Here is a 17,423-nt window from a genome sequence, read left to right on the forward strand (position 1 = left end):
CGAAGACGCTGAGAAGGCCGTTCTGGATTACGGCCAGTGTATTCGCGACCTGGCGGTCACCAATATTTTCGCCGGCGACTTGTTGCTCAAGAACTTCGGCGTCACCCGCCACGCTCGCGTCATCTTCTACGACTACGACGAACTGTGCGCCGTCACCGATTGCCGCTTCCGCGACGTCCCGCAATCCAAGTTCGATGAAGACGACATGCGCGCCGAGGCGTGGTTCCACGTCAACGACAACGACGTGTTCCCCGAAACATTCATGCAATTCTTAGGCTTCGACGCACAGCTCAAGGAAGTGTTCTTGAGAGTGCACGGCGAAGTCATGACCGCCGAGTGGTGGCGTGGCATCCAGCAGCGCCTGCAAGAAGGCGAAGTGCTCGAAGTGCTGCCCTACCACCGCCACCGCGTGCGGGTCTTCAGCAGCCTCTAGTCTTGCTCAGATCTGGATCTTGCCCAGCCAGATGTCCCGATACATCGCCCAGTCGCCCATGAAGCTATAAAGCGGCCGGCGGAAACTCGCCGGCTGGTTCTTTTCGAAAGCGAAGTGGCCGATCCAGGCGAAGCCGTAACCGCACAACAAGCCCACCAGCAGCCAATAGCCATCGCCAGTGGCCAGCAGCAGCACTAGACAACCCAGCGCCAAGGTCGAGCCGACGAAATGCAACCGCCGGCAGGCCAGGTTGCTGTGCTCCGCCAGATAGAACGGATAAAATTCAGCGAAGGTTTGGAACGACTGCGGGTCGACGGCGGTCGGCGGCAGCTTGGAGTCCATGCAGAGTCTCCCCCTCTTTCGCGCCTGGCACTCTCACACCTCGAGCTGATACCTTGCGCCAGCGCGCTCAAAACAGCAATCGGCATGAGTAAATTCGATGACATCCCCGACGTTCGCGACGGCCTGACCCGCAAGGAACGGATCGTGCTGTACGTGCTGGACCAGACCCAGAAGGAACGCGGCGGTCACAACGTGCCCACGCCCATGCTGTGGGGCCGGGTCTGCGAATATTTTTATATCAGCCCGGAAGAACTGTCCAAGATGCTGGCGCGACTCGGCGCCATGAAATACCCGGGCCAGCCCTAACTAAACATTCGCTTCGGCCGCGATTTGATACGACCGCAGGCGCGCGGTGTGATCGTAAATCATGGACGCGACGATGATCTCGTCGGCCCCAGTCCGCTCCGCGAATGCCTTCAGCTCCCGACGCACCGTGGCCGGCGAGCCGATGGCCGAGCAAGACAAAACATCATTCAGAATTGCCTGGTCGTGCAAATGCAGCCGTTCGTAATAACCAGGCACCGGCGGCTGCAGTTTCTTGGGCGTGCCGGAGCGCAAGTTAACAAAGGCCTGCTGCATGGAAGTGACGATGACCTTGGCCTCTTCGTCCGTATCCGCACCGAACACATTGAAGCCCACCATCGCGTACGGCTTGTCGAGATACAGCGAAGGTTTGAACCGCGCGCGATAAATCTCCAACGCCTGCATCATCTGCGCCGGCGCGAAATGCGAGGCAAACGCGAACGGCAATCCCAACGCCGCCGCGACCTGCGCGCCATACAAACTGGAACCGAGAATCCACAGAGGAACATTCAACCCCTGTCCCGGCACCGCCTGCACTCGCTGCCCTTCCTCGGCCGGACCGAAGTAGGCCAGCAACTCGAGCACGTCCTGTGGAAACGCTTCCGGATCGGAATGTAACGTCCGGCGTAACGCGCGAGCGGTAGCTTGATCCGACCCCGGCGCGCGGCCGAGACCTAAATCGATACGACCAGGGAATAAAGATTCCAACGTGCCGAACTGTTCAGCAATCGTCAGCGGCGCATGATTCGGCAACATGATGCCGCCGGCACCGACTCGTATGGTCGAGGTTCCAGCCGCCACATGACCGATCACAACCGCGGTCGCCGCGCTCGCGATGCCGGGCATGCTGTGATGTTCGGCCAACCAGAACCGCCGATAACCCCAGCGCTCGGCCTGCTGGGCCAGGTCGAGCGAGTTCCGCAACGACTCGGCGGCTTCGCAGCCCACCGGAATGGGCGACAGATCGAGGACGGATAGAATGGCCATGCCGAGAGAATACTGGAGTCCCGGCCCCTGGATTCAAGCCCTTCAGGAACAACAGAATTGCACCCGGCCTGGCCGGCTGACCCGAAATTACAGACTTCGCGGCTGTCCTGAATTTGCTCATCAGGCCCACCTCCTGACGGAAGTGGGCTCGTTGATGGCCGTCGAAACCCTGCGAGCTACGGCGCGCGTGTTACTTCGTTGTGCTTGGCTTCGTAGATGTCGCGACTCTGCTGATTCAAGTCCTGATGCAAGTCGATGCGCTCATCTTTCGTCAGCGTGCCGTCGGCCTTGTACGCCTGCTCGGTCTGACGAATCTCTCGTCGGCCGTCACGCAGCTCCGCCGCTTCATCGTGCGTCAGCTCACCGGTCTTCACGCCGTTGACGATACGGCCGGTTTGATTGGCCTGCCTCTGATTCACACCAGGATCACGAACCGCCGCCGCCGGGCGAGTTTGGGCGTCATGCTTCTGGTTGTAGATGTGCCGGCTGGCCTGATTCTGCTCCTTCTGCAAATCAACACGCTCAGCGCGAGTCAGCTCGCCGTCGGACTTGTAGGTCCGCTCCAGCTGACGAATGTTCTTCTGCTCCCGAGCCAGCGCTCCCGTTTCCCGACGCGTCAGCTCACCGGAACGAACACCCTGCCGAACGCGCTGCTGCTGATTGTGCTGCCGAGCGTTGACGCCAGGATCCCGAACGCCAGCCTCGGCCTGACTCAAGCCAGCGACGCTTAAAAGACCCGCCGCCATCAGCACCAAAGTGAGGCGACTCTTGTTTGAGTTAGAAACCTGCATGGGACGACTCCTGCTGTGTCCAGATCAACCGATCTGGGACATACAACGCCGAGCCCGGCGAAAGGTTGACTGCGCATAACGCCGCCGCGGTCTTTTTCTCCCTGCGGGAGGGCTGAATTAAGACAAATGGATCGGCTCTGTATGGACGGCGCTGCCACAGCGAACGTTGAGGCCGCGCCTGGGGCAGAGGTGTCCTCCCGGCAATTGGATCCAGCAGGGATGCTGGTCCTATAGCGCTACATGGATGTACAAGCACGCGCCACGCGACAGCGTAGGCGCGGCGGGTGCAGCGGTGCCGGGAGGACACCTCTGCCACAGGCGCAGCCAGCCACCGAGGCCTCCCTTTCCGTCGAAGCGACGAGACGGCGAAGCGGCGAAGCGGCGAAGCCTACCGCTTAAAGCGGCGAAGCCAACGCCCGCCCCAAGTCCGCAATCAAGTCTTCAACGTCCTCGATGCCAACAGACAACCGCATAGTCCGATCGGAAACAGCCGCCCACCCCTGCTCAGCCTCATTCAGATCCCTGGGCCGCATCAACTGCCCCGGCTGCACCAGCGACTCCGTCGACCCAACGCTAGCGGAGATAGCAAACAACTCAAGCGCATTAGCAAACGAAGCCGGCGCGACCGCGCGCTCCTTGAGCTCGACAGAAACAATAGCCCCACCATCCAACATCTGCGCCCGGGCCAGCTGATACTGCGGATGCGAACTCAACCACGGGTAACTGACGCCAGCCACCCCAGGATGAGCCTCCAAAAACTGAGCCACCGCCAAAGCATTCGCACACTGCCGCTCATACCGAAGCGCATACGTCTTCAGCCCTCGCTGAATCAAAAACGCCGTATGCGGATCGAGCGTCGCCCCAAGGACAATGAAATCCTGTCTCATCCGATCAGTGATCTCCCGGCGGGCAATCACCGCCCCGCCCATCACATCGCCATGCCCCGACGCATATTTCGTCAGGCTATGCACGAACACGTCGATATCGAACTGCCCATGGTTATGAAACCCGGCGAACGTATTGTCTAGCACCGTCAGTGCCCCGTGCCGCTTCGCCGCCGCCGTGATGGCTTGAATATCCGCAACCTTGAGCACCGGATTACTCGGCGTCTCAAAAATCACCAATCTCGTGGGCTTCTCCGCCAGCGTCTGCTCAATCCCGACCGTATCTTCAATCGACAGCATGGTGTGCGTAACACCGTAGCGCGCCAGCAGCCGCCGAATCATGTACCGCGTCGGCTGATACATCTCAGCAAACAAAATGACATGGTCGCCCTGCTTACACAGCGACAACAGCGCCAAATTCACCGCCGCCACGCCGGATGACGTGAGCAAACAACCATCTCGCCCCTGCAGCTGCGCCAGAGTCAAACTCAACTGCTGCAAGGTTGGGTTGGACACGCGCGAATACTGAAACCCCTCGCGCTGCCCACGCGACTGACGCTCCGACTCCGCGACGTCATCGAACGTGAACTTCACCGACTGATAAATGGGCGCGACCAACGGCCGATTGTCGACCGGCACAGCCACGGCAGGTGGATGATTGACCCGAGTAGAAATTTTCATGGCGATGGCTCGATCAATTGAAATTCGTCAGCATCCAAATGCGCCGGGAAACTGGCGCGAAACCCGTCCAGGGCCGCTCTATCGAGCGTCACAGTCGCAACCAACTCTTGCTCCGACGGCTCAGTCATCGACTGCCCGAGAAAATCGATGGCGGCACTATCGCCGGTGTAATTGACGCCCGTGCCGTCCTTGCCGACCCGATTGACAGCGATGCAGTAGCTCAAGTTTTCGATGGCGCGGGCTTTGATCAGCGTCTGCCAAGGATAGCGACGCCGCTCCGGCCAGTTGGCGACATACAGCAACACATCGTAGCCACCGTCCGCACCGATCCGATTCCGGCTCCACACCGGAAAGCGCAGGTCGTAACAAACCAGCGGCAGAATCTTCCAGCCCTTCAGCTCCACCACCACCCGTCGCCCACCCGGCGAATAGTGATCCTGCTCGTGCGCCATCCGGAACAGGTGACGCTTGTCGTAGCTCTGATACGTGCCGTCCGGCCGCATCCAGATCAGGCGGTTGTAATAGTTAGCTCCGTCTTTCGTAGCAACGCTGCCCGTGATGACAGCTCCAACAGCCGCGGCCTGCTCTCGCAACCAAGCGACGGTCGGCCCGTCGGCAGGCTCCGCAACCGACTCCGGCTGCATGGTAAAGCCGGTAGTGAACATCTCCGGCAACACGATCAAATCGGTTTGACCCGCCAGCGTTGCGAACCGCTGCTGCAGCCGACGGCGATTCGCCTCCGGGTCGTGCCAGACCAGCTCGGTCTGAATCAATGTGACATTGAGCGTACTCATGGCTGCGAAGATACGGTGCAAAGCCGGTCATCGCCAGTGCCCGTGAAAAAGCCCTGGGAAGAACCGTTGACATGCACGCCGCGGATGGACGGCCTGTTTTCGGCCGAGCGAGCTGATGCTCGGCCGGGCCTTCTAGTGACGACGGATGAACCGACCGGGTTTGGCGCCGGTGTGTTCGCCGTCTTTGATGACCTGCACGCCGTTCACGAAGACGTTGCGCACACCGGTGGCGTAACGATGCGGCTGCTGAAATGTGGATTGGTCGGCGACGGTCTTTGGATCGAACACGACGATGTCGGCGTAGTTGCCGACGCGTAGCGTGCCGCGATCGCGCAGGCCTAAAGTCGCGGCCGGCAAACCCGACATGCGATGAATGGCATCGGTGAGACTGATGACGCGTTCCTCGCGCACATACTTACCTAGCACTCTGGCGAATGTTCCGTAGTCGCGAGGATGTGCGCTACGAAGCAACGCGTCTCCCTCGGCGGCGCGCGAATCTCCGTCCGACCCCAAACTCAGCCAGGGTTGGCGCAATTGCAGCCGAAGGTTGTCCTCGGACATCGCGAAGTACGCCACCTGCAACCGGCCGCCCTCCTCGATCACGAGGTCGACGATGGCATTCTCCGGAGAAACGCCGCACTCGCGAGCGACATCGCCGATGGTCTTGCCGACCCACCGACGCAATGTCGGTTTGTGCGCGCCGAGAATGAGCAGCTTGTCCGGCGAGCCCGCGTCTTTCAGAGCGTTCGACCAGCCCACGCCGGGCTGGCTCATCTCGCGTAACACACGGGCGCGAATCGCCGGGTCACGCAACCGCTCGACCCAAGCCGCATTGCCGCCCTCTTGAACCCAAGGCGGCATGGTCAAATCCAAACCTGTGAATGCCGCATCGTAGGGATACATGTTGGCAGTCACTTGCAAGCCGCGAGCGCGGGCGCCATCGATCTTGTCGATGACCGAGCGCATCTTCGGCCAGTTCGGCGCACCGAACGCTTTCAGGTGATAGATCGCGGCGGGAACCTTCGCCCGCTCGGCAATCTCGATCACCTCATCGACAGACTCAAGCAACTGCGCGCCTTCACTACGCATGTGGGAAATGTAGCTTCCACCGAAGGGCGCAGCGGCCGAAGCCAACGCCACCAACTCGTCAGTGTCGGCGTAAACGGCAGGCGCATATTGCACGGCCGACGTAACACCGAATGCGCCGTCCTGCATGGCCTCGCGAACCAGCGAACGCATTTGCTCCAACTCTGCAGGTGTAGCCCGTCGGTTCTCACGTCCCATGACATGAACCCGAATCGTCGTTGCGCCAATGAACGAGGCGATGTTGGGACTGACACCACGACGCTCGATCAACTCCATGTACTGTCGCTGCGTGCTCCAGTCGGCCTGTACTCCTAGCTCGCGCAGTTCGGACGTCATCTCCTCATGCATCTCGGCATTGAGCGGCCCCATCGTCACACCTTCGCCCAATATCTCGAGCGTCACTCCCTGACGCAGGTCACTCTCGCTGCGAGCATCGCTGAGGAAGGTCCAGCCGGCCTGACTCAGAAGATTGATGAAGCCCGGCGCGACGGCTTGACCGCGCGCATCGATCTCCACTGGCGCCTTCGCCTCACGCAGATCGCCGATGCTGACGACACGGTCGGCGCGCACGCCAACGTCGCCTTTCGCGCCGGCAGCGCCGGTGCCGTCGTAGACCATCCCGCCACGGATGATGACGTCGAAATCTCGCTCAGCCGCCGATGCTCCAACGGCCACGAACAGGCCGACGACCGCCAGCCAGCGCACTACTTGGCCACCGGCTTGAACGCGCCACCCAGCAGCACCCAGCCAGGATCGAACGAGCTGACCCGACCGCGGGCGTCGACTTGGAAGTTCAGGAAGAACTGCATCAGCTCCAGGCCGTCGTTGCCGACTTGCAGCCGAAACGTATCGTGATGCCAATGCTGTAAGCGCCAGCTGAACACACCAGGCAATTGCAGCGTCAACTCTTTACCCGTTTGTTCGACACGAATCTTGCCGAAGGCGTCGTTCTCATACTCACCGACGTACGCCGACAGCGGCAGCGAGTGCGGCGCATTCTTCAAACGCGAACGCTGCAGCTGTTGGTCGGCGGCCTGTCGCTCCCGCTCGCCGGCTTGCATGGTTCGCAGGAAGTCCGCGCTCCAGTCGTGCGACTCGACACCCAACATCTGGTCGAACGCGCGGAGCGTAATGGCATCGTTGAGCATCCCTCGGCCACCGTAACCATAGCTATTGGCCAGCACGACCACGGCCATGCGACGCTCCGGCATGAACGCGATCGACGACGTGCCGCCCAGCAGCGCGCCGCCGTGATCGACGTAGCGATAGCCTCGATAGCTATTCACGAACCAACCCAACGCATAAGCCGGCGGATACGCTCGCCGTGCCGCCTCGGGATCGAGTCGTTCCACCGCACTCCACTGGATTTCGAAAGAGGCTGACGGTGCGTCACGGATGAACAGCTGTGGGGTTTGCACCTCACGCAAGGTCGCGGCGCGAATCAGTGCCGATCCGCTCGCGTCACGCCCCTCGCCTAGATTGAAACGCGTCCACTGCAGCAGGTCCTGAAGATTCGAAACGATCGAGCCCGAGGCCCCGCCGCCATTGGTCAACAGGATCTGCCAAGGCAGCGCACGACTGCCCTGCTCGGTGAGCCAGTGAGGCATGGCGACGTTGGCCTTGGGAACATCGTCGAGGCTCGCGCGCCCGGCCGGTGCTCGGCCATACATGGTGGGCGCCAATCGCTCACGCGGCCAGATGCCTGCAGCCACAACGTCAGGACTGCTCTCGCTCATCTGCAGCGGCACGAACAGGCGGCGGCGCACGAACTCGTCCCAACTCATGCCGGCCACGGCAGCCACTACTTGGCCGGCGACGTCGTACATCGTATTGCTGTAGAGAACCGCATCCCGAAACGGCACCCGCGAGGTCAGCCTGCTCGTGTCGTGCAGCAGTCGCGCCGAATCGGTGGGCACGATGGTATGCGTGCCGCCTTCCAGCCCGGTGCGATGGCCGACCACATCGCGCACCGTGATGTTTTGCGTCAGCCACGGATCGGCAACTCGAAACGACGGCACATGCTTCACTACCGGATCGTCCCAGCTGAGCTTGCCTTCATCCACCAGCAAGCCGAGCGCGGTCGCGGTGAAGGCCTTGGTCAGTGAGCCGATCTGAAACAAGGTGTGCGCATCGACACGCGGCTCCTTGCCAACTTCACGCGCACCGAAGCCTCGGACATACACCACCTCGCCATCACGAATGACACCGACGGCCACTCCAGGAACCTTCCAGTCCTGTCGCGCCTGCTCGATGTACTCGCTCAGTGCCGCGAACGAATCATCGCTGCTCGCCGCCATCGCCGAACCGGCCAACCCCACCTGACCAGCCCCCCAGGCTGCGGCCCAAAGCCGCAGCCGTAACATCCATCGTTGTTTCATGCGTTACCAGCCGGCTCCCGCCCGGACACCCCCATGGCCAACGGCCCGGCGACCTGCGCGGCCGGACCCATTTTGTAGTGGCGACCGCTTTATGGCGACGCTCGTAAGTAATAGGCTGGGGCTGGCAGAGCATGTCACTAGTCGCGGCCTGCAGTTTTTTTTCATGGACGACTAGTGAGTTTGGGCGGCAACCACAGTCGTTACTCATATGGTGAACCAGAGCGTGCCGCAAACGACGCGGGAAGCCGGCCAGCCGACCAACCCGTCGGACCTGGCGACACGCGCCTTCGAAGAGTTTCGCAGCGGGCTGTACCGCCTGCTGCTGCGACGCCTGCGCAACTCCGAGACCGCGGAGGATCTGGCTCAGGAGGTCTACCTGCGGCTGTTGAGAACCGCCGACCCGGCCGGGGTCCGCTGCCCGCAAGCTTATGTCTACCGAATCGCCTTCAACTTGCTGTATGAATTCCGCCTACGCGAGCGCGACCGGCCGATGGTGTTCGATTCGGCAGTGGTCGAGCACGCCACCGACCAGCTACCCGACGAGGCCGCGCGCCCGGACGAGATCTACGAACACACCGCGCAGACGCGTGAGTTCGAGAAAGCCGTCCAGCAGTTGCCGCCCATGCAACGCGCCGTCCTGCGGCTCGCCACTCATCACCCGCTGTCGCACGCTCAGATCGCCGAAAAGCTCGGCATCTCAGTGAGCACGGTGCGCAATCATCTCTACAAGGCCATCGACCACTGCCGGCATTACTTGGCAGCCGGGTCGGCGTCCGCGCGAAAGGAGTAATGACATGCGCGCCAATCACCGCGAAACCCAAACTATCAGCGAACAAGCGTCGCAATGGCTCGGCATCCTGGCCGACGGCGGCGACGCCGAGCGTGCCGAGTTCCTGAAGTGGCTCAAACAATCGCCACGTCACATCGAAGAATTCTTGTTCGCCAGCGCCACCTGGCAACGGCTGCGCGAGAGTGCGGCTGAAAGCCCGATGGAGATCGACGCCATCCTGGCCGAGTTCAACGAGGCCAAGGGCGCCGACATCATTCCCTTGCAGGACGCTCTTACGACGCGGGCAACGGCTCAACAGCCGGCTGCCGTCGCCGCGCCGAGCAAGCCTGCACGACGCGCCATCGGGCATTGGCGTTGGGCCGCTGCGATTGCCGTCGTGGCCATTGCGGCCTCGTATTCGTGGTGGCTGTCGGCCAATGCCAATCTATATGTGACCGCTGTCGGCGAGCAACGCATCGTGCAGCTCGCCGACGGCTCGGTGCTTTATCTGAATACTGACTCGCGCACGCGGGTGACGCTCTCCGAGCATGCCCGCGACGTCGAGCTGCTCGAAGGTGAGGCGCTGTTCGTGGTCGCTCACGACACGACTCGCCCGTTTCGCGTCAAGGCGGGAACTGCGGTCATTCAAGCCGTCGGCACGCAGTTCAACGTGCACCGCGTACGTGACGACACGCATGTAGCCGTGCTCGAAGGACGAGTGAAGTTGGCAGACTCGCGCACTCCGGCTACTCCGAATGCGACACCTAATCTACTCAGCGCAGGTGAAGAAGCGGTGATCGCCAGCGACGGCGGCATCATCCGGCAGGCGACAGCGGATCGCAAACAAACGACGGCTTGGCGGGAGCGCCGCTTGGTGTTTCGCGCTGAGCGGTTAGAAGACGTGGTGAACGAGATCAACCGTTACAACACACGGCGCTTTCAGATCGATGGCGACGCTGCTCGTAATACGCGCCTCACCGCCACGTTCGATGCCGACAGCCCCGAGTCGCTGGCGACGTTCTTGAAACAGTACAGCAACTTGTCGGTGCATCCCGATGGCAGCGGCTTCGTGATCCGCTCCGAATAGCCGCTTACAACTTACACAGCTTCTCGGCCGCGGCTGCTAGCGTCGCATCGTTCTTGGCGAAGCAGAAACGCAGCACGGTGAGTTTGGGCGGCGCCACGTAGAACGGCGAGACTGGAATCGAAGCCACGCCGGCCTGGCGCAATACCTTGTCGGCGAAGTCGACGTCGCTGTCCTCGGCGATGGCGCTGAAATCCAGTAGTTGAAAAAAGCTGCCGGCGGCTGGCGTCCAAGTAAATCTGGAATCACGCAGCAGCTCCAGGAACCGATCGCGCTTGGCCTGATAGAACGCGCTCAATCCCGCGTTGTGTTCGGGCGTTTGCTCGAGGAAGTCAGCGATAGCCAGCTGCAATGGCTGCGCGATGGAAAACGTATTGAACTGATGAACCCGGCGAATCTCCCGAGTGATGTCGGGCGGCGCTACCGCATAGCCCACGCGCCAACCGGTGGCGTGCATGGTCTTGCCGAACGAGAAGACAGCGACACCGCGCTCATACAGCTCGGGATGCTCGACGATGCTCGCATGGCGCGCGCCGTCGTAGATCATGTGCTCGTACACTTCGTCCGAAATCACCAACGCATCGGTGGGTCGCAGAATCTCGGCCAGGATGTCCAACTCGGCTCGCGGGATCACCGTGGTGATTGGATTGTGTGGCGTGTTGATCATCACCAGGCGCGTGCGCGGCGAGATCGCAGCTCGCACCCGATCCCAGTCGATGCGAAAGTTGGGCGGATCGAGCGGAATATGAATCGGCCGGCCGCCGACGGCGATCACCGCCGGCGCATATGAGTCGTAGGAAGGATCGAACAAGATCACTTCCTCGCCCGGATGCACCAGCGACACGATGGCGGAAAACAGAGCTTCGGTGGCGCCGAGCGTGACGGTGATTTCGCTGTCGACGTTGGGCACGCGACCGTAGCTGGCACCGAGCTTGAGCGCGATCTGTTCGCGCAACTCGGCGACGCCAATCATCGGCGCGTATTGGTTGTGACCCGCAGCGACGTGATGGGCCAGTAGCTCCTTGAGCTTGGCCGGCGCGTCATAGTCCGGGAAACCTTGCGCCAGATTGATCGCACCCAACTCACGAGCGCGATTGGTCATGACCGTAAAAATGGTCGTGCCGACGTGCGGCAATTTCGAACGGATATTCATCTCCGCCCCCGCGGATAGTCAGGCAAGTATTCTCGCCGATGCGCCGCGCGGCAGCGATAGCAGGCCGGTCTTATTTCGATGACGCGGCCATCTGCATGTCTCGCAACCGACGCTTCTCCTGGTTGGCCAAGAGGAAGCCGGCAGCGATCACACCGAGGGTCACGAGCAACACGATGATAGTGGCGAGCGCGTTGATGTCCGGGCTCACCCCCAGACGGACTTTGGAGAAGATCACCATGGGCAAGGTGCTGGCGCCCGGGCCGGACACGAAGCTGGTGATCACCAGGTCATCCAGCGAAATGGTGAACGACAGCAGCCAGCCGGAAATCAGCGCCGGCGCAATGATGGGCAAGGTAATGACGAAAAAGATCTTGCCCGGCCGCGCGCCCAGATCCATCGCCGCCTCTTCCAACGAGTCATCGAGCGACGACAGTCTGGACTGCACGATCACGGTCACATAGGCCAGTGTCAGCGTCATGTGAGCGATGGTGATGGTGGTGAAGCCACGCCCGGCTGGCCAGCCGAAAGCGCTTTCCATCACCACGAACAACATCAGCAACGACAAACCTGTAATCACTTCGGGCATGACCAGCGGCGCAGTCGTCATGCCTGACAACAGCGTGCGTCCGCGAAACTTGCCGAAGCGCGCCAGCGCGAGGCCCGCCAACGTGCCAAGAATCACCGCACCCGTGGCATTGATGGCAGCGATTTTCAGCGACAGCCAGGCCGCGTCCAGGATCTGGCGATTCTCCAACAACCGGCCGTACCACTGGGTCGAGAAGCCGCCCCACACCGTGACCAGTCGCGACTTGTTGAACGAATAGAAGATCAGCGACAGGATGGGGATGTAGAGGAACGCGAAGCCGAACACCAGCACGGACAGGCGGAACGTCGATGACTGTTTCATCGATGCGCTCCACGCGCTTCCGCCGCCTGCGCCCGCTGCAACAACACGATCGGGATCACCAGCAGCAACAGCAACGCGATGGCCACCGCGCATGCCGCCGGCCAGTCACGCTTGGTGAAGAACACTTGCCAGAGCACTTTGCCGATCATCAAGGAATCGGACGGGCCCAACAGCTCCGGAATCACGAACTCGCCCACCGCCGGAATGAACACCAACATCGAGCCGGCGACGATGCCGGGCATGGACAACGGCAGCGTGATGGTCATGAACGTCTTGAACGGACGCGCGCCCAGATCCGCCGCGGCCTCCAGCAACGTCAGATCCATCTTCTCCAAGTTGGAGTACAGCGGCAGGATCATGAACGGCAAGTACGAGTACACGATGCCCACGTAGATGGCGAAATCGGTCTGCAGCATCACGATGGGCTCGTCGATCAAGCCGGTCCACATCAGGAAATTATTGATGAGGCCGTTGTTCTTGAGGATGCCGATCCACGCGTATACGCGCAGCAGGAACGACGTCCAGAACGGCAGAATCACCAGCATCAATAAGATGTGCCGCCACGTCGATTGCGCGCGCGCAATCGCATACGCCATGGGATAGCCGATCAGCAGACAGAACAGCGTCGAGATGCCGGCAATCTTGATCGAGTTGAGGTATGCCTTCACGTACAGGCTGTCCTCGATCATGTTGCGGAAGGTGGCGAAGTTGAGCTGGATCTGCACCAGATTGCCGTCGACCCAGTTCAGCAACGGCGAGTACGGCGGAATGCCGATGCGCGCATCTGCGAACGAAATCTTCAGCACGATGATGAACGGCACCAGGAAGAACAGCAGCAGCCAGAAGTACGGGATGGCGACCACCGCGGTGCGGCCGGTGATGCCCCAACGTAGCAAGCGTGCTTGTGTCCAGCGATACGGCGGCAGGCGCTGCAAGATATCCAGAATCAGTTGTACGCCGGCGCTGTGCCGATGCCGCCGAGGCGCTTCGGCGCGGGCGCTCATTCGCTGAGCACCACAGGACTAGACGCGTGCCAACTCAAGTACACCGTCTGATCCCAAGTGATGGATTCCTCGGCATGCCGGTATGAATTCGGCTGCGTCACCCGCACGATTTTCTTGGAAGCCAGCTGCACCAGGTACACGGACATGTCGCCCATGTACGCAATCTCTTTGACCGTGCCTTGCACGACGTTGTCGGTCTGCTGCGGCGGGTTGACGGAGATGTTGATCTTCTCGGGCCGAATCGCCGCGGCCACGACCGCTCCCGGCGCCGAGCTGACACCGTGATCGACATAGATCGTGCCGCCAGCCAGGTCGGCCGACTCGATGCGCACATGATCTGGCTCGTCTTCGATCAGCCGGCCCTCGAACATGTTCACGTTGCCGATGAACTCGGCCACGAACTTGCTGTTGGGATACTCGTAAATGTCTTTGGGCGTACCGACCTGAATGATCTCGCCCTGGTTCATGACGCCGATGCGCGAGGACAGGGTCATCGCTTCTTCCTGGTCGTGGGTCACGACCACGAAGGTCACACCCAACTGCTCCTGAAGATTCACCAGCTCGAACTGCGTGTGCTCGCGAAGTTTCTTGTCGAGCGCGCCGAGCGGTTCATCGAGCAGCAACAGTTTGGGACGCTTCACCAGCGAGCGAGCCAGTGCTACGCGCTGACGTTGACCGCCGGACAACTGATGCGGCTTGCGCTTGGCGAACTGCTGCAGCCGAACCAGCTTGAGCATGTCGTCGACACGCGTGGCGATTTCGTCCTTGGCGATTCGATCCTGCTTCAGGCCGAATGCCACGTTCTGTTCCACCGTCATGTGCGGGAACAGCGCGTACGACTGGAACATCATGTTGACCGGCCGCTCGTAGGGCGGAATGTCGGTCATGTCGGCGCCGTCGATGAAAATCTTGCCGCTGGTGGGATCTTCGAAGCCCGCCAGCATGCGCAGCAGCGTGGTCTTGCCGCAGCCCGAGCCGCCGAGCAGACAGAACAGCTCTTTCTTGTAGATCTTCAGCGAAACATTATTGACCGCGACGAAGTCACCAAATTTCTTGGTGACCCGATCAATGTGGATGTACGGAACAGCTTGCGGATCGTTCCAAACCGCAAGCTGTTGCTGAGGACGCGGATTCGAGGCCATACGGACCCGCCCGGTTGTTGGAGTTGATGGGTCGAGTTATTGACCGGTCGTGAACTTCTGCCACAGGCGCGCCATGGTGGCGGTGGCCTGCTCGCCGTAGGCCAGCGATGGGAACAGCTTCGCCTTCACTTCCGGCGTCGGGTACACGCCCGGATCGTTCTTCACCTCGTCGCTCACCGAGGCAAACGACGCAGCGTTGCCGTTGGCGTAGTTGACGAAGTTGGAATTGTTGGCGGCCACCTGCGGATCCATCAAATAGTTGATGAAGGCATGGGCATTCTTCGGATGCTTGGCATCGGCCGGAATGGCCAGCATGTCGAACCACACGATGGTGCCTTCCTTCGGAATCGAGTACGCCACCTTGACGTTCTGGCCGGCTTCTTTAGCGCGGTCCCGCGCCTGCAGAATGTCGCCGCTCCAACCCACCGACACGCACAGCTCGCCGTTGGCGAGGTCGTCGATGTATTGCGAGGAATGGATCTTGCGAATGTACGGACGGATGGCCTGCAGCTTCTCGGCCGCGGCGTTCAGATCGTCATCCTTCTGGCTGTTGGGATCGCGGCCCATCCATTGCAGCACCACTTTGAGCAGTTCATCCGGGGCGTCCAGCACCGACACGCCGCAGTCCTTGAACTTGGCGATTTCCTTGGGATCGAAAATCTGATTCCAGGAATCGAGCGGCTTGTCGCCCAGAATCTTTTTCACCTTATCGACGTTGTAGCCGATGCCGGTGGTGCCCCACAGGTAGGTCACCGAATGATCGTTGTTGGGATCATGCAGAGCGACGCGCTGCTGAATGTCCGGATCCATGTTGGCCAGGTTCGGAATCTGGCTCTTGTCCAGCTTCTGGAACACGCCGGCCTTGATCTGGCGCTCCAGGAACGAGGCCGAGGGCACCACCACGTCGAAGCCGGAATTGCCGGCCAACAGGCGGGTCTCGAGCATGTCGTTGGAGTCGAAGACGTCGTAGGTGACCTTGATGCCGGTCTTGTCCTCGAAGTTCTTGATGGTGTCTTCGGCGATGTAGTCCGACCAGTTGTAGACATGGAGGACCTTCTCCTCCGCGGCGGCGGCACCTGGCGCCTGCGACTGCTGAGCTTCTTCCTTCTTGCCGCAGGCCGCGACGGCCAGCGCGATCGAGGTTACGGCAAGCCCTGCGCGCACTGAACTCTTCAACGGCCTACTCATCAGGATTACTCCCCGCAATGTTGGTTGTTCCGATCCCGGTGTGGTGGGAAGCGTAACGCAGAAGCGGGGGCGCGGGCTATAACTTGCCCTGCCGCTGTAACTCCTGCTGGGTCTGATCCAAAGCGAGGCGCGCTTTGGCCACCAACTCGTCGATTTGTGCATGGCTGATGACCAATGGCGGTGCAATGATCATGGTGTCACGCACCGCTCTCATCACCAGACCGTTGGCGATACACAGGTCCCGGCACAACAGGCCGACTTCACCCGGGTCCGGGAAGGTCTGGCGCTTGGCCTTGTCCTTCACCAACTCCAGCGCACCGATCAAACCGACGCTGCGAGCCTCGCCGACCAACGGATGGGACGCCAGCTCCTGCCACTGACGCTGCAAGTAGGGACCCAGGTCATCGTTGACCCGCGCGACGATGCCTTCGTCACGCAGGATGTTGATGGCGGTACAGGCCACCGCGCAGGCCACAGGATGGCCGGAGTACGTGAAGCCGTGATTAAACTCGCCGGCCTTATCGGTCATGACCGAGGCGACCCGGTCGCCGATCATGACGCCGCCGATGGGCAGGTAGCCCGAGGACAAGCCCTTGGCGATGGGCATCAGGTCGGGGCGAATGCCGAAATATTCCGAACCGAACCAGCGGCCGGTGCGGCCGAAACCGCAAATGACTTCGTCGGCCACCAACAAGATGCCGTACTTGTCGACGATGCGCTGAATCTCGGGCCAATAGGTCGAAGGCGGGATGATCACGCCGCCGGCGCCCTGAATCGGTTCGCCGATGAACGCCGCCACTTTCTCCGGACCGAGCTCCAGAATCTTCTCTTCCAAGGCGCGCGCCGCCACCAGGCCGAATTCTTCCGGCGAGAGCTGCCCGCCTTCGGCGTACCAATACGGCTGCCGGATGTGCACGATGCCAGGAATTGGCAAGCCGCCTTGCTCATGCATGGGCTTCATGCCACCCAAGCTGGCACCAGCCATGGTGCTGCCGTGATACGCGTTGTTACGGCTGATGATGACCGAGCGCTGTGGCTGGCCGAGCACGTCCCAATAGCGACGCACCGTGCGCACCACTGTGTCGTTCGCTTCCGAACCTGAACCGGTGAAGAACACGTGTTTGAACTGCGGCGGCGTGACTTCGGACAACAGCCGCGCCAGTTCGATGGCCGGCGGATGGGCCACCTGGAAGAAGCTGTTGTAGTACGGCAGCTCCTGCATTTGTTTGTATGCGGCGTCGGCCAGCTCGCGCCGGCCGTAGCCCAGATTCACGCACCACAGCCCGGACATGCCATCGAGAATGCGACGGCCGCCGGACTCATATAAGTACACGCCCTCGGCGCGAGTGATGACACGCGTGCCCTTCTTACTCAGCGCACCGTGATCGGTGAACGGATGCATGTAATGGGCGGCATCGAGCGCCTGCCACTCGCTGGTGCTGCGCTCGGGAATGGAGGACGCCATGATGGGTTGAGTTGTTTAGCTAACGTTGATGT

Annotated in this window: 17 protein-coding genes; 4 read left to right on the forward strand and 13 right to left on the reverse strand. The window is 61.2% G+C overall.

The features are described from left to right. The coding region (locus tag JNL55_RS32210; protein WP_293864362.1) for an isocitrate dehydrogenase kinase/phosphatase-domain containing protein at positions 1-433 on the forward strand (433 nt) is incomplete at its 5' end. Between the two features lie 6 nt (positions 434-439). Here the strand turns inward: JNL55_RS32210 and JNL55_RS32215 are convergent. Beyond that, positions 440-775, reverse strand: coding sequence for an Mpo1-like protein (locus tag JNL55_RS32215; protein ID WP_293864365.1), 336 nt, complete (start codon positions 773-775; stop codon positions 440-442). Positions 776-859: 84 nt separating this feature from the next. Here JNL55_RS32215 and JNL55_RS32220 point away from each other — a divergent pair, with 84 nt between their 5' ends. Next, the gene (locus JNL55_RS32220; protein ID WP_293864368.1) at positions 860-1,081 is read left to right on the forward strand and encodes a hypothetical protein; all 222 of its coding nucleotides are present in this window, start codon (positions 860-862) and stop codon (positions 1,079-1,081) included. On the opposite strand, the gene JNL55_RS32225 is transcribed toward JNL55_RS32220, so the two are convergent. From JNL55_RS32225 to JNL55_RS32250, 6 genes are all read right to left on the reverse strand, one after another. Next, entirely contained in the window at positions 1,082-2,065 is a 984-nt protein-coding gene (locus JNL55_RS32225) for an LLM class flavin-dependent oxidoreductase (RefSeq protein WP_293864371.1), read from the reverse strand. It lies immediately after the preceding gene. Between the two features lie 176 nt (positions 2,066-2,241). Then, entirely contained in the window at positions 2,242-2,856 is a 615-nt protein-coding gene (locus JNL55_RS32230) for a hypothetical protein (RefSeq protein WP_293864374.1), read from the reverse strand. Positions 2,857-3,251: 395 nt separating this feature from the next. Continuing rightward, positions 3,252-4,421 (reverse strand): trans-sulfuration enzyme family protein, encoded by a 1,170-nt coding sequence (locus JNL55_RS32235; RefSeq protein WP_293864377.1) that lies wholly within the window; start codon positions 4,419-4,421, stop codon positions 3,252-3,254. Further along, complete coding sequence (locus JNL55_RS32240; protein ID WP_293864380.1) at positions 4,418-5,215, reverse strand: amidohydrolase; 798 nt, start codon at positions 5,213-5,215, stop codon at positions 4,418-4,420. Before JNL55_RS32240 ends, JNL55_RS32235 begins: the two co-directional genes overlap by 4 nt. Positions 5,216-5,347: 132 nt before the next feature. Beyond that, complete coding sequence (locus JNL55_RS32245) at positions 5,348-7,006, reverse strand: N-acyl-D-amino-acid deacylase family protein (protein WP_293864383.1); 1,659 nt, start codon at positions 7,004-7,006, stop codon at positions 5,348-5,350. Then, entirely contained in the window at positions 7,006-8,679 is a 1,674-nt protein-coding gene (locus tag JNL55_RS32250) for a serine hydrolase (RefSeq protein ID WP_293864386.1), read from the reverse strand. Before JNL55_RS32250 ends, JNL55_RS32245 begins: the two co-directional genes overlap by 1 nt. A gap of 208 nt (positions 8,680-8,887) precedes the next feature. Between JNL55_RS32250 and JNL55_RS32255 the strand changes: the two genes are divergently transcribed. Further along, positions 8,888-9,469, forward strand: coding sequence for an RNA polymerase sigma factor (locus tag JNL55_RS32255; protein ID WP_293864389.1), 582 nt, complete (start codon positions 8,888-8,890; stop codon positions 9,467-9,469). Between the two features lie 4 nt (positions 9,470-9,473). Then, entirely contained in the window at positions 9,474-10,535 is a 1,062-nt protein-coding gene (locus JNL55_RS32260; protein ID WP_293864392.1) for a FecR family protein, read from the forward strand. A gap of 4 nt (positions 10,536-10,539) precedes the next feature. On the opposite strand, the gene JNL55_RS32265 is transcribed toward JNL55_RS32260, so the two are convergent. From JNL55_RS32265 to JNL55_RS32290, 6 genes are all read right to left on the reverse strand, one after another. Then, positions 10,540-11,685, reverse strand: coding sequence for a methionine aminotransferase (locus JNL55_RS32265; protein ID WP_293864395.1), 1,146 nt, complete (start codon positions 11,683-11,685; stop codon positions 10,540-10,542). A gap of 70 nt (positions 11,686-11,755) precedes the next feature. Further along, on the reverse strand, positions 11,756-12,592 hold the full coding sequence (locus JNL55_RS32270; RefSeq protein WP_293864398.1) for an ABC transporter permease subunit: 837 nt from the start codon (positions 12,590-12,592) through the stop codon (positions 11,756-11,758). Then, the gene (locus tag JNL55_RS32275) at positions 12,589-13,596 is read right to left on the reverse strand and encodes an ABC transporter permease subunit (RefSeq protein WP_293864401.1); all 1,008 of its coding nucleotides are present in this window, start codon (positions 13,594-13,596) and stop codon (positions 12,589-12,591) included. Before JNL55_RS32275 ends, JNL55_RS32270 begins: the two co-directional genes overlap by 4 nt. Beyond that, positions 13,593-14,738: an ABC transporter ATP-binding protein gene (locus JNL55_RS32280; RefSeq protein ID WP_293864404.1), complete on the reverse strand. Its 1,146-nt coding sequence runs from the start codon at positions 14,736-14,738 to the stop codon at positions 13,593-13,595. The genes JNL55_RS32275 and JNL55_RS32280 overlap by 4 nt, the downstream gene beginning before the upstream one ends. A 36-nt stretch (positions 14,739-14,774) precedes the next feature. Beyond that, positions 14,775-15,926 carry a polyamine ABC transporter substrate-binding protein gene (locus JNL55_RS32285; RefSeq protein ID WP_293864407.1) on the reverse strand — a complete coding sequence of 384 codons (1,152 nt, stop codon included), beginning with the start codon at positions 15,924-15,926 and terminating at the stop codon, positions 14,775-14,777. 76 nt (positions 15,927-16,002) lie between these two features. Further along, on the reverse strand, positions 16,003-17,391 hold the full coding sequence (locus JNL55_RS32290) for an aspartate aminotransferase family protein (protein ID WP_293864410.1): 1,389 nt from the start codon (positions 17,389-17,391) through the stop codon (positions 16,003-16,005). Positions 17,392-17,423: the final 32 nt, after the last annotated feature.

The sequence above is a fragment of the Steroidobacter sp. genome, from assembly GCF_016790065.1.
Taxonomy (GTDB): domain Bacteria; phylum Pseudomonadota; class Gammaproteobacteria; order Steroidobacterales; family Steroidobacteraceae; genus Steroidobacter.

Coding starts and splice junctions, on each gene's coding strand:
- JNL55_RS32215 (WP_293864365.1), bottom strand. CDS start 775: ATGGACTCCAAGCTGCCGCCGACCGCCGTCGACCCGCAGTCGTTCCAA.
- JNL55_RS32220 (WP_293864368.1), top strand. CDS start 860: ATGAGTAAATTCGATGACATCCCCGACGTTCGCGACGGCCTGACCCGC.
- JNL55_RS32225 (WP_293864371.1), bottom strand. CDS start 2,065: ATGGCCATTCTATCCGTCCTCGATCTGTCGCCCATTCCGGTGGGCTGC.
- JNL55_RS32230 (WP_293864374.1), bottom strand. CDS start 2,856: ATGCAGGTTTCTAACTCAAACAAGAGTCGCCTCACTTTGGTGCTGATG.
- JNL55_RS32235 (WP_293864377.1), bottom strand. CDS start 4,421: ATGAAAATTTCTACTCGGGTCAATCATCCACCTGCCGTGGCTGTGCCG.
- JNL55_RS32240 (WP_293864380.1), bottom strand. CDS start 5,215: ATGAGTACGCTCAATGTCACATTGATTCAGACCGAGCTGGTCTGGCAC.
- JNL55_RS32250 (WP_293864386.1), bottom strand. CDS start 8,679: ATGAAACAACGATGGATGTTACGGCTGCGGCTTTGGGCCGCAGCCTGG.
- JNL55_RS32255 (WP_293864389.1), top strand. CDS start 8,888: ATGGTGAACCAGAGCGTGCCGCAAACGACGCGGGAAGCCGGCCAGCCG.
- JNL55_RS32260 (WP_293864392.1), top strand. CDS start 9,474: ATGCGCGCCAATCACCGCGAAACCCAAACTATCAGCGAACAAGCGTCG.
- JNL55_RS32265 (WP_293864395.1), bottom strand. CDS start 11,685: ATGAATATCCGTTCGAAATTGCCGCACGTCGGCACGACCATTTTTACG.
- JNL55_RS32270 (WP_293864398.1), bottom strand. CDS start 12,592: ATGAAACAGTCATCGACGTTCCGCCTGTCCGTGCTGGTGTTCGGCTTC.
- JNL55_RS32275 (WP_293864401.1), bottom strand. CDS start 13,596: ATGAGCGCCCGCGCCGAAGCGCCTCGGCGGCATCGGCACAGCGCCGGC.
- JNL55_RS32280 (WP_293864404.1), bottom strand. CDS start 14,738: ATGGCCTCGAATCCGCGTCCTCAGCAACAGCTTGCGGTTTGGAACGAT.
- JNL55_RS32285 (WP_293864407.1), bottom strand. CDS start 15,926: ATGAGTAGGCCGTTGAAGAGTTCAGTGCGCGCAGGGCTTGCCGTAACC.
- JNL55_RS32290 (WP_293864410.1), bottom strand. CDS start 17,391: ATGGCGTCCTCCATTCCCGAGCGCAGCACCAGCGAGTGGCAGGCGCTC.